Source organism: Petroclostridium xylanilyticum (assembly GCF_002252565.1).
Classification (GTDB): domain Bacteria; phylum Bacillota; class Clostridia; order SK-Y3; family SK-Y3; genus Petroclostridium; species Petroclostridium xylanilyticum.
The window spans coordinates 22062-36850 of sequence record NZ_NPML01000031.1 but is presented as its reverse complement, the minus strand read 5'-3'; the positions used below and the strand labels follow the sequence as shown (position 1 = coordinate 36850).

The 14789-nt window shown below is 35.5% G+C and carries 11 protein-coding genes and 1 other annotated feature (1 of these 12 only partly in view); of the genes, 1 reads left to right on the top strand and 10 read right to left on the bottom strand.

Features of this window, described 5'->3' with window-relative positions; all coding sequences use genetic code 11:
• Window positions 1-129 (bottom strand) — a binding site (T-box leader); it reaches 114 nt to the left of the window's first position.
• Window positions 130-237: 108 nt separating this feature from the next.
• From CIB29_RS18150 to CIB29_RS18135, 4 genes are all read right to left on the bottom strand, one after another.
• Window positions 238-1176: a M15 family metallopeptidase gene (locus tag CIB29_RS18150; protein ID WP_094552188.1), complete on the bottom strand. Its 939-nt coding sequence runs from the start codon at window positions 1174-1176 to the stop codon at window positions 238-240.
• Between the two features lie 265 nt (window positions 1177-1441).
• Window positions 1442-2626 (bottom strand): iron-containing alcohol dehydrogenase, encoded by a 1185-nt coding sequence (locus CIB29_RS18145; protein WP_094552186.1) that lies wholly within the window; start codon window positions 2624-2626, stop codon window positions 1442-1444.
• Window positions 2620-2955 carry an antibiotic biosynthesis monooxygenase gene (locus tag CIB29_RS18140; RefSeq protein WP_242965341.1) on the bottom strand — a complete coding sequence of 112 codons (336 nt, stop codon included), beginning with the start codon at window positions 2953-2955 and terminating at the stop codon, window positions 2620-2622. Before CIB29_RS18140 ends, CIB29_RS18145 begins: the two co-directional genes overlap by 7 nt.
• A gap of 235 nt (window positions 2956-3190) precedes the next feature.
• Complete coding sequence (locus CIB29_RS18135; RefSeq protein ID WP_094552182.1) at window positions 3191-5500, bottom strand: vitamin B12-dependent ribonucleotide reductase; 2310 nt, start codon at window positions 5498-5500, stop codon at window positions 3191-3193.
• 321 nt (window positions 5501-5821) lie between these two features.
• Between CIB29_RS18135 and CIB29_RS18130 the strand changes: the two genes are divergently transcribed.
• Window positions 5822-6106, top strand: a complete 285-nt coding sequence (locus CIB29_RS18130; protein ID WP_094552180.1) for a hypothetical protein — start codon at window positions 5822-5824, stop codon at window positions 6104-6106.
• A gap of 68 nt (window positions 6107-6174) precedes the next feature.
• Here the strand turns inward: CIB29_RS18130 and CIB29_RS18125 are convergent, their stop codons facing one another.
• The 6 genes from CIB29_RS18125 to CIB29_RS18100 form a co-directional block, all read right to left on the bottom strand.
• Window positions 6175-7557, bottom strand: coding sequence for a glycoside hydrolase family 32 protein (locus CIB29_RS18125; RefSeq protein ID WP_094552178.1), 1383 nt, complete (start codon window positions 7555-7557; stop codon window positions 6175-6177).
• A gap of 78 nt (window positions 7558-7635) precedes the next feature.
• On the bottom strand, window positions 7636-8478 hold the full coding sequence (locus CIB29_RS18120; protein WP_094552176.1) for a carbohydrate ABC transporter permease: 843 nt from the start codon (window positions 8476-8478) through the stop codon (window positions 7636-7638).
• A gap of 24 nt (window positions 8479-8502) precedes the next feature.
• Window positions 8503-9423, bottom strand: coding sequence for a carbohydrate ABC transporter permease (locus CIB29_RS18115; RefSeq protein ID WP_341444449.1), 921 nt, complete (start codon window positions 9421-9423; stop codon window positions 8503-8505).
• A gap of 153 nt (window positions 9424-9576) precedes the next feature.
• A complete protein-coding gene (locus CIB29_RS18110; RefSeq protein ID WP_094552174.1) occupies window positions 9577-10920 on the bottom strand; it encodes an ABC transporter substrate-binding protein in 1344 nt (447 codons plus the stop codon).
• A gap of 186 nt (window positions 10921-11106) precedes the next feature.
• Window positions 11107-12963 carry a sensor histidine kinase gene (locus CIB29_RS18105; protein WP_094552172.1) on the bottom strand — a complete coding sequence of 619 codons (1857 nt, stop codon included), beginning with the start codon at window positions 12961-12963 and terminating at the stop codon, window positions 11107-11109.
• On the bottom strand, window positions 12960-14594 hold the full coding sequence (locus CIB29_RS18100) for a response regulator transcription factor (protein ID WP_094552170.1): 1635 nt from the start codon (window positions 14592-14594) through the stop codon (window positions 12960-12962). Before CIB29_RS18100 ends, CIB29_RS18105 begins: the two co-directional genes overlap by 4 nt.
• Between the last annotated feature and the right edge of the window lie 195 nt (window positions 14595-14789).

Sequence of the window (14789 nt, the reverse complement as noted above, 5' to 3'; positions counted from 1 at the left end):
AAACCTACTATGGTTCGGCCTGCTGCTCCAGAGTGATCTTCAATATTTGCTACCTCGGATTGGGCTTCCACCATCCCCAACTCGCTGAACCTTCAACAAATATCTACTCTTCTCTTTCTTTGCATTTATAAACCAATATTATATTTTAAACTCATTGTAATATATTTTAAGACAAAATATTTCATTTGTAAAGATTTTTGTAAAAAATTTTTTAAAAAAGCACTCTTTATGGCATTTTTATTCCAACGCTTTTTCAATCAGCCAAATATAGTTTTTTATGACAGCATCTTCAGAAGGCAATCCGTCATACCATGGCTTCCCAGCGGCAGGTTCATCCGCAAAGTACCGGGATTTCAGGGTCAACTCCGGCCGGTATTCGAAATGCAGGATATCAAAATGCCCCCATTTGCCACCCCAAATAAAATTGTTCTTTTCAAAAATCTGCACAATTTCCCGCGGATAGGAATTTAACCTTCTTTCTCCTTCCTTCCGTGAAGTCCACTTCCAGTAATCCCTTTTATCACTTGCAAGGTCAATCGCAATCCCAAAGGAGTGAGCACTTAATTGATTGGTTCCTGCAATAACACGGTAGTTAAAAGTACCGCTCGCCGGAAATACACAAGAACGGATGTCCTGCCGCTTTTCGGTCAGCAGCACAAGCTCTTTCATAACTGACTGCAAAGCTTCGGCTGCTTTATTGTTACGGTTAAAGGAATAGTTTTTATAACCGACCTTTACAGGTATAAGATTCTTCTCTACCTGTCCTTTGGAACCACCATAGACCTCTTTCAACAAGGCATATACCCTGGCACGTCCGGGATCAAAATCTTCAGCCATCAGGTTTGTAATATCCGAGAGGGGATAAATCTGCTCCATCATGTCTTGCAAATCCGCATTGGCCAGTTTTTCATTATGGTTCTTCTCCTTTTTATCGTCGTAAAGGATGCGTTTTCCTGATTTCATTATCACATATACACTGCCGTTTATCTCTCTTTTCACATCGGTAATATACTCGGGGTAAGCCATCATCAAGCACAAAAGGTCCCGCTTCATGGTCACATCATAACTCGCGGTACGAGAATCCATCGAAGCAATATTCTGCATCGTTTCTTTTTCCTCACAGCCTGCAACAGCAAACAAACACAGCAACATTACAAAAATAGTTATCTTTTTCATAACCTTTCCACCCCTTCATATAATGTTAATTCGCCAACTTCACAATATCCTTTTATCCCTTACTATTTTATTAAATTAAAATTCCATATTTTCCTTAATTTTTATTTTATATTATGGCATAATAAACCAATCGTTAGCAGAGTCGCCTCTTGAAACGAGATGATGTATGCGGAATACCCACAAAAGAAAAAGAGATAGGTTGTCCCGTAACCTATCTCTTTCCATGTATTTATTTAAAAATGATGGTCCTAATTATTTCCTAAATCTACAATCTATTCAATAGCAATTGCTTGATATGTTCTTTTCCCAACTTAACAGGATTATTTTTATTTCCTGACTTTTCAACAATTTTATCTAAATCATTCTTGGATATGCCATACTCACTTAATCGTGGAATTTTAAGTAATTTAATCCATTCTTCAATTTTTTGCACCAGTTGGTTGCAGCACCTGTCAACATCCTTTTCATCCAAGTCCGACAGCATAGCTCCTACTTTTGCGTATTTTTCCAGATACTTGTTTCCCACTTCCCCTGCTTGACGCAAAAGATGAATATTCATCTTAACGGCCTCTCCTATTAATGTGCCGCAAACCACTCCATGCGGTATATCAAAATAACCGCCTATTGGACCTGCCAATCCATGCACAACACCTAAGCCGGCATTTGCAAGTACAATACCGGACATCAGGGATGCATACGCCATCCCGCCCCGCACACTGACATTTTCCATATCCGTTGTACATGCAGGAACTAAGTTTTCTTTCACATATTCCAACCCGTTAAAAGCGAGTGCATCAGTCATTGGAGACGCTTCCGTAGATACATAAGCTTCAAGCAACTGAGTAAACGCATCTAACCCACTTGCAGCTGTTACACTTGGCGGACAGGATATTGCAAGTGCCGGGTCCAGCATTGCAACATCAGGTACAAAATTGTCGTGCCGCAACGAACTTTTAAATCCGTTTTCACCAATTTTACTGAGTACTGCATTTTTTGTTGCTTCACTGCCAGTTCCCGCAGTTGTTGGTACAGCAACAAAAGGCACTTTTATGCCGTTATGTTTTTTTTCACTTCCTACACCTTCAAGATATTCCATTACTGAATCACTTTGAGGCAACATGGCGGAAATCGCTTTTCCAGCATCCAGCACACTTCCTCCACCAATGGCTACTACCACATCAACATGCTCTTTTCTATATTTATCAACTGCCTCATCTACCAACTCCGGTGAAGGTTCTCCTTTAACCGAAATACTAAACGTTTGGATTGAACGCTCCTTTAAGCGATTAAGCAGTTCGTCAAATTTGCCTGTCCTACGAAGTGAAGAGCCGCCGGTAACAATAAGGACTTTATTCCCATATTTTAAAGTGATTTCGTCTAATTTTTCAAACATCCCAGCTCCAAATAAAATTTTAGGCGTGCTTGCAAACGCAAAGGATTTGATTACCATTTATTTCGTTCCTCCGGCACAATAACTTTATGTGGGATACCTTTTCTTGGTTTTGCCATCCAGTCTTCTACCATTTCACGCCATTTTAAATAATGAGCTGTTTTTTTATGTTCTGCTGCTGCCTCTTCCGATTCATAGGCTTCATATAAGGTAAAGCGTGTAGGATCATCTATACTTTGCAGGATATCAAAACGTAGATTACCCGGCTCCTGTATTGATGCCTGATGGTTTTCAATGGTTGCCTTCTTAAAATCTTCAATATGGGCTTCCTGAACATAAACTTCTACTACTGTAACAATCATGGCTTCCCCTTCCTTTCCTCCAGCCAATATGTAATAATTTTCTAATTAATGTTTATTCTATTATAACTTACCCTCAGTGTCAAGAAACAAAAAGACAAGGGGACAGGTACGAAACCACTGAAAAAGTCCGGTTTAGCAGAAAGAAGGGCTGCAACTTGGGGACGGTTCGTCTGTCGAATGCGCTTTTCATGCGACTGAGGAACCGTCCCCATGTCGCAATGTCGCATAGAATATTATGATTTGGTAACACAGAATTGCGGAATCATCCACATTTTGAATACCCGCAATTCCTGCAAACCACACACCCACCTTCATGTTCAACTAGTTTACCGCAATCGGGACAGTACTTTCCTATCCCTACTTCCTTCCTATCAGGATTATTACAGAAATCTCTCATAGTACATACTGCACAATCGGATACGCAGGTGATCTTTTCTTTTTCTTCTTCTGTCAATTTTATATCTTTATAGCCACTTCCATTTTGCAACGCTATTACCTTTTCTATTACCCTGGCAATCGCGTCCGGACAGGACATTACTTTTAAATCCCGTTGTCTGATAGTAGATGGGCATCTTATTCCTTTTAGTTGTTCAATAATTGCTTTAACATCCATTCCGGCTCTTAATGCTATAGATACCAGCCTACTTGTTGCTTCTGACTGAGATGGGCATCCTCCGGCCCTGCCGGTATTGGTAAATACTTCACAAATTCCCTGGTCATCATAGTTTACTGTTATGTACAGGTTTCCGCAGCCTATCCTTACCTTTTCGGTAAAACCTGTTGTAATATCCGGTCTTGGACGCGGTACAATATGATGCTGTACAACTTCTTTGCTTGTCTGTCCACTGTTTTCCTTACCCTTTACTTTGCCTATATTAAGTACCTGCAAGTCACGGCTGCCATCACGATAGATGGTGACACCTTTACATCCTAATTTATAGGCTAATTCAAATACCCTGGCAACTTCTTCTCGGGTTGCCTCATTTTTAAAATTAACTGTTTTGGACACAGCATTATCCGTGTATTTTTGAAATGCTGCCTGCATCTTTATATGCCACTCCGGTGAAATTTCATGGGCAGTAACAAATACTTCCTTAACATGCTGAGGAATTTCTTTGAAATCATAAATATGTCCCACCTGTGCAATTTTTCTCATTAACTCATTAGAGTAAAACCCTTCTTTTTGTGCTACTTCTTTAAATATAGGATTTACTTCTATTAATTCATCATTATCCATTACATTTCTAATATATGATAATGCAAATATAGGTTCAACGCCACTGGAAACGCCGGCTATAATACTTAGTGTCCCTGTTGGTGCTATAGTTGTTACTGTTGCATTCCTCACCTTAACTCCTGACGCTTTATATATGCTTTTCTCATATAGAGGGAAAGCACCTCTCTGCTCTGCCAGTTCAATACTTGCATTCCTGCCACGCTCACTTATAAAGTGCATAATTTTTTCAGCAAGATCTACTCCTCTGGAGGAATTATAAGGTATTCCTAACTTGAACAACAGGTCTGCAAAACCCATAACTCCCAGTCCTATTTTTCTTGTGAACTTGGTCATCTGGTCAATTTTATCCAGAGGGTATTGATTTACATCGATAACATTATCGAGAAAATGTACAGCCTTCCTTACTGTATCTCCTAGTTTTTCAAAGTCTATCTCAACTTTGCCATTAGACTCCTTAGTCATAATTGATAAATTAATAGAGCCTAGATTACACGATTCAAAAGGCAATAGAGGCTGTTCCCCACAGGGATTAGTACTTTCTATCTCCCCTAACTCAGGAACCACATTATCTTTATTCAAACGATCTAAAAAGATAATACCTGGTTCACCGTTTCGCCAGGCTGCATCTACAATCTTGTTGAATACTTCCCGCGCATTAAGTTTACCTACCATTCTTTTGAGATGCGGATCAATCAGGTCATATGTTCTATTTTCCTCAACTGCCTGCATGAATTCTTCAGTGATACCCACACTTATATTAAAGTTATTGATCTCAGCGTTGTCCTGTTTACAGGAAATAAACTCTAATATATCAGGGTGATCTACCCTTAATATCCCCATGTTGGCTCCCCTTCGGGTACCGCCCTGTTTGACGGCTTCAGTAGCAGCATTAAAAACCTTCATAAAACTTATAGGGCCACTGGCTACTCCTCCGGTAGAGTTCACTGTGGAACCTTTTGGTCTTAAGCGTGAAAAGCTGAAGCCGGTTCCGCCTCCACTTTTATGTATCATCGCCGCTTGCTTAATCGCTTCAAAAATCCCTTCCATACTATCTTCTACAGGAAGTACAAAGCAGGCACTTAATTGCCCTAAGGGTCTCCCTGCATTCATAAGGGTTGGAGAATTAGGCAAAAACTCAAGATTGGACATCATATCAAAAAACTCTTGTTCAGTTTTTTCCATGTCAGCATTTTTATCATATAATCTATCAGACTGGGCTATCGCTTTAGCAACCCTTCTAAACATCCCTTCAGGGGTTTCTAAAAGATTGCCGTGCTCATCTTTTGCAAGATATCTTTTTTCCAGTACTTTGACAGCATTTTCGGTTAAATTCAATCCAACCACTCCCATTCCTATATTTGGTATATAATCTAAGTTGCTACGCTATATATTGTATCACACAAGAAAATCCTGTCAATATTTTTAGCAATATTTTCTATAGGACTTTGTGCCTAGAATTGCGTGGGTGGTGCTTAAGATTGAGATTGAAATTAAATTTTGTTATACTGTTTTATATCGATAACTCACTTTAAAATTATAAATAAATTAAGGTAGTTATCGATGAAATTCGCGAAGTTTGTATTAAGGAAATATTGAATTTTAAACTTCGCTCATTATAAGCAAAATAGTATATTATTAAATAGATAGGATGATATTATGTTTAGATTATGGGGGAAAATTATAAAGAATAATCGAATTATTAAACAGTACATTGCTCAATGCGACAGAAATAACCTATCTCAAAAAGAAATGCTTGAATTATGTATAGAAGAAATTTGTAGAGAGTTTGATATCCAACAACCTATGTGGTTTTCTTTGCATGAAAGAGATTTTGCCGGATATGGCAGAGTTACTTTCAGGGCCGATGCTTTTATTGAGGAGATAGAGTTTGACGCTTTTGAAATTGAGTTGATTAAAGAAGAAAAAAAGAAAAAGCGATGAGTTTTTTCTCTTCGCTTTTTGTTACTCCTGTCATTGTTTAAACTCCCAGGCTGTTAGTCAAGCCATTCTTACCAAATTGATTTCAGTTCCCATATGTCAAATTGATTTACTTTTATTTTACCATCCGAATAAATTTTAACTAAATTACTTTCTTCAAGCAGCGGATAGACCCTTGCCGACATGCAAGCCTCGTCATTTACAAAAACCTCTATACAAGAATAGTCTACCAAAATATGTACTTTTATAATACCGTTTTTCTCCTTATAACTTCCCCTTTGGGTGTCTTTACTTACTTGCTGGGATAAACTTGATTTACTTCTATCTATACTAAAAACTTTTTCCGGTACATTAAAATTAATTACCGTCTCTTCCCGGCCATCGGGAGAACACAGCAGCTTTATTCCAAAATCCTTTACGTTTTCACTGTTTTCAAATTCAGCCTGAATCTCTATTGCTTTTCCACTCAAGCTGATATCTCTTGTTTCTTTTTGTAATGTGATATTGCTTATATTAAAATGTTGACCTCTAATAGCCTTGATTTCCGGGATAGGTTTTATGCCCAGTGCGTTATCTCCTTTTAATTCCAAAATACGCGGCAAGCTCTGGATACCTGACCACTCCCCTGCAGATGGAAGTTCACCCCTCGCAGATTCATTGAGCCAACCCCATAGGAGTATCCTGTCCTTATCGTCGAAAGAAATATTTGTGGCATAATAGCATTTCTTTCCATAATCTATACAGCCTTTTTGCTCAACATGCAATGTGTAATCATCCTGCATTGTCCCTAAACAGTATTTTACTTGCTGCTCTTCAATTACTGAATAAACTAATAGATATTTCTTTCCAAAAACAACTACATTTGGACATTCCAGAATAACATCATCTTCCTTATAGAATTTATTCAGATATTTCCAGTTCATCAAATCCTCTGAACTATAAATGAGTATACAGCCTTCTTTTCCATGTGTGCCGGCCAGTACCATAAACCACGTATTATTTTCTTTCCATATAAAAGGGTCTCTCCACTCCTTAATTTCCATATCACCATGGCATTTAATGTCCAAAATAGGATTACCGGGATGTTTTTGCCATGTAAGCATGTCATCATTACTGGTTGCCATCCATTGCTGTGCTCCTATAGCAGGATTTCTTTCATTTTCTCCAATGCTTGTATAAAAGATAGTAGGCTCTCCCTCATTTAAAACACAGCAGCCCGAAAAACAATGCAGTTCTCCCAACTCATTGGATGGATACAAAGCGATAGGCAGCCTTTCCCAATGAATTAAATCCTTGCTTTTTGCATGCCCCCAATGCATATGATCCCATTTATAGCCGTACGGATTATATTGATAAAACAAATGATGTTCTCCTTTATAAAAAATAGTACCGTTGGGGTCATTCATCCAGTTTTTTTCAGGTAAAAAATGATAAATTGGTCTATGAAGGTCCATTTTAAACTCTCCTTACTTTTTCGTGCTCTATTTATACTCAGTTCTATAATCAATCATCTATAATAAGTATACATTTCTTTAACCTTTTATACCTGTACTTGTAATACCCTGGACATAGTATTTTTGGAAGAACAGGAATAATAAAGCCATTGGTAAAGTTGTTACCGTTAAGGTTGCCATGATCTGACCATAATAAATTGGAGGCAACGTAAAAAACGTTTGAATACCTAACTGAATGTTTCGCATTGATTCTCCTGTAGAAACCAATATAGGCCACATAAAATCTCCCCAGTGAGAAACGTAGTCTAATATAAACACTGTTGCGAAAACGGGGTAAGACGCAGGTATTACAATTGTAATAAAAGTTTTCATAGGTGATGCGCCGTCAATCGCAGCAGCCTCTAATAATTCGTTTGGTATATCAACAAAGAATTGTCTAAACATAAAAATACTAAAGCAATTTGCAATAAACGGTACAATAAGTGCATACCATGTATTAACCCATCTGAAGCTGTTTACAATTAAATAAAGAGGTAAAATTATACTTTCAAAAGGGACGATTATTAAAACGATAATAACCGTGAGAATAAAATCTCTTCCTTTAAAATGCAGCTTCGCCAAGGCATATCCGCAAATTGAGTTTACAACCAGACCGCTTATAACAATTACTGTAACATAAAAGATGCTGTTAAATAAGTATTTCATCATAGGTATTCTCTTAAACGCTTTGAAGTAATTTTCAAATGTAAAATCCAGGGGCAAAAACGCATTAAAAGAACTTAAATCTGCAAATATGCGGTTTTCCGGTTTTAAGGATGACACCACCATCCATAAAAGGGGAGCTATAAATAAAAATGACATGATAATATTAAATAAATAATATAAGGATTTACCCAATGTTTTGTTTAACTTAAATGACATAAGACAGCACCTCCATTTTGCGTACTAATCTTCTTTAATAAATCTTCTCATAAACATAGAAATGCATACAACCACCAAGAAAAATACAACTGACAATGCTGAAGCATAACCTACGCTTCTAAACTGAAATCCATGTTGATAGATGTAGTAGGCGAGAGTTCTTGTGGTGTTTTCTGGACCGCCCTGCGTCATTATATAAGGTTGGGTGAATAGCTTCATAGCCTGAATAGTGGTTATCATTAATACAAATACCGTCACATTGTATAATCCAGGTAACGTAACATACCTAAACTGCTGGAATGCGTTTGCACCATCAATGGAAGCAGCTTCATATAAATCTTTTGGTATATTTTGTAACCCTGCCAAAAATATCATCATTTGATAGCCTGCCGCCTGCCATGCCGACATAAAGATGATAGAGTTCATAGCCTGTTTAGCACTTCTTAAAAATGGCTGATTGGGTATACCTAAATGATTTAATGCAGAATTAATAAGACCTTGATTAGGATTATAAAGGAATATCCATAGAATAGCTACAACCGTCATGGAGGTAATCAGCGGGCTGAAGTAAGCTATTCTGAATAAATTTGTAAACTTAAGTTTTTTATTGATTAATATTGCCAAAAACAGCGCCAGTCCGCATTGATAAGGTACTACAACCAACGTAAAATAAAAAGTATTATATAAAGATTTATAAAAAAGCTCGTCTTTTATCAGTTTTGCATAGTTTTCAATGCCTATAAATTTCATTTTATCAGGCTTCAAAAGATAGAAATCAGTCAAACTATATATAAATGCCAAAGCAGCCGGTAAGAGTAAAAAAACTATTATTAGTACAACTGCAGGTATGATAAAAGCATAACCCATTACAGTCTCCTGTTTTCTGTAAAGGCTCACCGACGACACTTTAGACTTCTTTGCCAAACTTAAATTTTCCATTGCCATAAAAGTCCACCCTTAATTCAAAAATTTCTTACTCCCTTTTAATATTAAAGTCATAGTTGGTAATTTAATAAAATATGTGCGGCAGTACACATATTTTAAATAACATTGTAATGCCGCAGCATATTTTATTCACCAATTCAGAATAATTTCAATTTATTTTGCGTAATTTTTCTTGTATTCTTCATCAACAGTCTTGGCTACATTATCAAGTGCTTTCTTCACATCTGCCCCCATCATAATATCATTAAGTGCTTCTGCAAACTTTTGAGTCAATACAGGATATACAGGTGTTCGAGGTCTTGCATTTGAGATTTGGGTTACTTGATCCTTTATAACTCTCATTGGTAAATCATTGTATTCAGGCAAACTGTCGTATGCAGACTTCCTGCTGGCAGGCATACTGATTGCCTTTGCCAAACCAACTGAACTTTCCTTATTCGTTAAAAACTTCAGTGCTTCAACTGCTTCTTTAGCATTCTTGCTGTCAGAAGTTACACCAAGCGCCCAGCTTCCGGACGGTGATGTTTTCTTGCCTCCTGCTTTGTAAGGAAAATATGTAATTCCCCATTCTAAGTCTGGGAAGTTCTTGAATCCAGGAATATTCCAGGGCCCCCCAAGTTTTGTTGCTGCTTTTCCTTCTTCAAATTCGGTAGGAGTAGGATCGATATTAAAGAGCTTTTCTTTTGCAAGCTTTTGTAGAAACTCTGCAGCTTCGATACCTTGAGGACTATTTACCCAACCTTCAGCCTGTGTTCCTTCTTTATTGATGATATCTGTTCCATTAGAAATCCAGAGCTGCTCAAAAGCATAAGTCATCCATTCGCCCTTGTCATTGATCATGTTTGTACCATAGATACCATCTTTGGCAACTTTTTTCATTACATCATACCATTGATCCCAGGTCCAGGCATCTTCAAGCTTTGTAGGAGGTTCAATGCCTGCTTCCTTGAACATCTTCTTGTTGTAAAATAATACAACTGAAGATTCACATAAACCTACTGCATAGAACTTACCGTTGTATGTACCTTGTTGGATAAGTGAAGGTACGAAATCTTCCATTTCTTCTTTTGTATAATATTCGTCTAAAGGAATAATAATGTTTGACGCTGCATAGTTAGAAACATTAGGACCATCCAAAGAAATCAAATCAGGCAATGTGTGAGATGCAATAGCTGCATTAACCTTGTCTTCATAAGCAAAGGAGTTACCTCTTGTAATGGTTTCCATAGTAAGATGTATTTTACCTTCATTTGCTTTATTAAAATCTTCCACTCTCTGTTTATACCAATTATCTTCATTTTCATTAGCTTGAGGACGCCAAAAAGTAATTTCTACTACTTTACCTTTGTCGGAATTACTGGTTGAACTGGAATTGTTAGCTGTATTGTTGCTACTTGCAGCATTATCTTCAGCTTTTTTCTGGTTATTTGACCCGCATCCAGCAAATAATGCCATAACCATTATCATAACTATTAATATGGAAATAATACGCTTCACGAAAAATCCTCCTTCTTTATTTAAAAATAGTTTTACAGGTTTATAAGGAATTTATATAGGAATTGTTATTTTCACCCCTTTTTACATAGTTCGATGGACTCATGAGTCTTTCTCTATTTACTTTGATTATAATAAATAATAAGTGAAATTTACACTCTAATATTTTTATATTAGTGGAATTTTATTTTAAGTTGTAGATTCAAGTGGTATAATAATGGTTATCTTTGTGCCCTTATAGAGTTCAGACTCTATATGCACACCATACTGTTTACCGTATAATAATTGGACTCTTTTATTTACATTATCTATTCCAATGGACTTATCTGATCCTGCTGACTCCTCTTCTATTTCCATAATTTCCTTAATTTTTTCAGCACTCATTCCCTTTCCATTATCTTCTACACAGAAATATCTTTTATTATCCTCAATCCATCCGGATATTTTTATCAATCCACCCTCTTCTATCTCTTCAAATCCATGAATTAATGCATTTTCTATAAACGGCTGGAGAAAAAATTTGGGCACATCATAGTTATACAATTGAGGGTCAATATCATATTGTACAGCAAATCTTCCTACAAACCTTTTCATCATAATATAAACATAACTCTTTAAATATTCCATATCTTCCATGAAATTAATCATACCCTTATGATCTTTTGCTGTATATTCAAGCATTTCCGATAAATTGACAAGCATTTTGCTAATTTCTTCCTGATTATTTTCTATAGCCATCCAATTGATAATGTTTAGTGTATTATACATAAAATGGGGATTAAATTGAAAGTTGAGAGCCTTTATCTCTGCTTCTTTTTCTTTAATTTTTACCTGGTAATTCTCTTCAATCAACCTTTGAATTTTATCGTTCATTTCATTAAATTTATAGATTAGATATGACAATTCACCATTTCCCATTTCTTCAACTTTAGAATTAAAATTTCCTTCTCCCATACTTTTAATAGCTAAGAGTAACTTTTTTATAGGCAGTGTAACCCTTCCTGATATGAAAGAAGCAAGCACAGCAGATATTAATATGATCACCATAGTCATATAAAAGGTATAAAGGTGCATGGTAGGTAAGGTTTTTAATAATTTATCATATGGAACGAATACAACAGAAATCCAGCCGGTTATATTCATAGTATCAAAACATACCAACATTTTTTTGCCGTTAATATAAATAAAATTTGTCCCACTTCCTTTGGTAATTATATCGTTCCACCACTGTGTATTATTGAAAGAAACCGGTTCAGCAGAATCAGAATGGGATACAACATCACCGTTTTTTGTTAAAACATAATAATAAGATCCTTCTATATAAGTGCTTTCTTTAAAAGTTTTCTTTAACATTTCTTCTTTAAAATTAATAATTAGAACGGGACGTTCTATCTCTTTATTCATAGTTACCAGTAGATTGTTTCTAATAATAGCACTGTTAAGCAGTCGTACAGCAGAAAAAACATATTGCGAATGCCTTTTCAGGCTCAACTGTTCTTTTTCTCGTATATCAAACTCTTCTAAAAGGTCGTAGGTAGGTATCCATTTAAGCCTGTCCTTTGATTCCAATCCTACAGAATAAACATTTGAATTGGAAAAACCATTTTTGGGGATCCAGAAGGGCAGGTCTTGTCCAAAGGTAAACTGCCTGGTAACAATGTTAACAGAGTAAATATCTTCGGAGAAGGGAAAATACTTTAATATAGTCTTGGTGATTCTCCTGTCCGCTTCCATATATTTATTGTGATTATTGAGGTCGAGTCCATCAAAATTACTAAAAATTTCAAAAAGGTCCTCATCAATATGCATAAATATAGCACTATTTTCAGCTAAGATAAATCTTGCATTGAGAGTTTCATTACTTCTCTTTATAATATTTAAAATATTTTCCCTAGCATTCTGCAGAATGATATCAGAGCTTTTATTATAGTATCCTATTCCTAAAATAGATAGCGGTACAACGATTAATATAATATAAGAAATAGTTAATTTTGTTTTAAACTGTAAATTTAAATAGCGATCTATTATACGCTTAAATAACTTCATAAGATCCCCTCTAAATTAGTGTTATTTATAATACGTCGTCGATATTCATCAGGCGTAACTCCAAATTCTTTCTTAAACACCCTATAAAAATATTTATCATCTTTGTAACCTACTTTAGATGCGATTTCATATACTTTATAATCTGTATTCTCCAATAATTCCAGAGCTTTTTTAATCCTTAACTGTGAAAGATATTGGCTGAATGTCATGCCTGTATGGTGTTTAAAAATGCTGCTAAAATAACATGGACTAAAATAAATTGCTTCAGCAACCGTTTCCAGTGAGATCTCTTCCATAAAATGCTGCTCAATATATTGCATGCATTTTTGCACAATAAACTCATGCTTATGGTTTTTTGTATTCTCAAGTATACTAATCATTCGCAATAAGAAATCATTCACTTTTGTTTTTAGTTCGTTGTATTCTTCACACTCATTTAACCGTTTTTCAATATCTACAATAAACTGGTTATAATACTCGTTATCTACGTAATTTCGGATAGTTGTTGCCAAATTTAAAGTCATATGAATAATATTTTTAATAAATTGGTGCGGTAGAGAGTATTTATTCTCCGTAATCCTTTCAAAAATACCGCTGATAGTAGAGGTCACTATATTACTTTTCATCTGCCGGATAGCTTCTTTTAAAGACTCCTCTTCCTTGGAAATATCAAAAAATTGATTATTAATATTACGGTAAATATTGGAATACGAAATAATACTTCCAATTCCATAAAAGAATTTATAAGATAAAGCGGTTAACGCCTGTTGAAACGAAGTCTTAACTTCACTAAATATATTTTCACATTCACAGCTAATTCCAATAGTAGCATCAAACCCATATTTGATTTTTAAGTGATTTATATATTTATTAAGCTTTTCTATACTTGCCCCGGACAATAAATCTAATCGATTATCTGTGGTAAGTATTGATATCATAATATTTTTCTTATCCTCTAGAAAAAAAGAAATTGAATGTCCTAAAGCATCCAAAATTTCTTTCATATAATATTTCATATTCAGTTTAATCTCATCTAGGGCTTCACTGGTATAATTTCTAATTAAAGTCTCGTATTTACTGATGGATACAGCAATAACCGCTCCTCTTCCCCTGTACGGAAATATTTGTCCTATTTCATTCAATTCAGTTTCACTTAGATGTCCGTTTACCCATTTATTCATTTGATGCTCAAAATAAATTGGCAGGGTGCTATTTAACTGTTTCATTAGGTCTTCTCTCTCACGAATTTTTATTAAGTCTTGTTCAATGCTTGTCTCTACTTTCTTTAACATCTCGACGATTTTCTCTTCACGGACCGGTTTGATTAAATAATCAAATGCTCCTAAACCAATAGCCTTTTGAGCATATTCAAAATACCTGTAACCGCTTAGTATAATAACTTTCATTTTATTTGCCCTATCACCAAGTTTTTCAATTAGTTCTAATCCATCCATAATAGGCATTTTTACGTCTGTAACAACAATATCCATAGTATTTGATGTAATCAATTCTAAGGCTTCTTTACCATTTTTAGCCTCAAATACTTCATAAGTGGGTCTAAGTTTTCTAATCATATTGGCCAACCCTTTTCGGTGCATCAATTCATCATCAACAACTAGCAGTTTATACATAGACTATATCCCCCATCAAGCAAAAATGAAAATCCCTAGTAATTATAACTATAAGATACTATAATCTAATGTTGTTACCTGTATGATTATATGAAATAAGGGAGTTGGTATATATATTATATCATAATTTACTTATGCAAGATATACTAATTGTAAAGGACTATTATGAAGTTAATGGTATTTTACCAAAAAAGC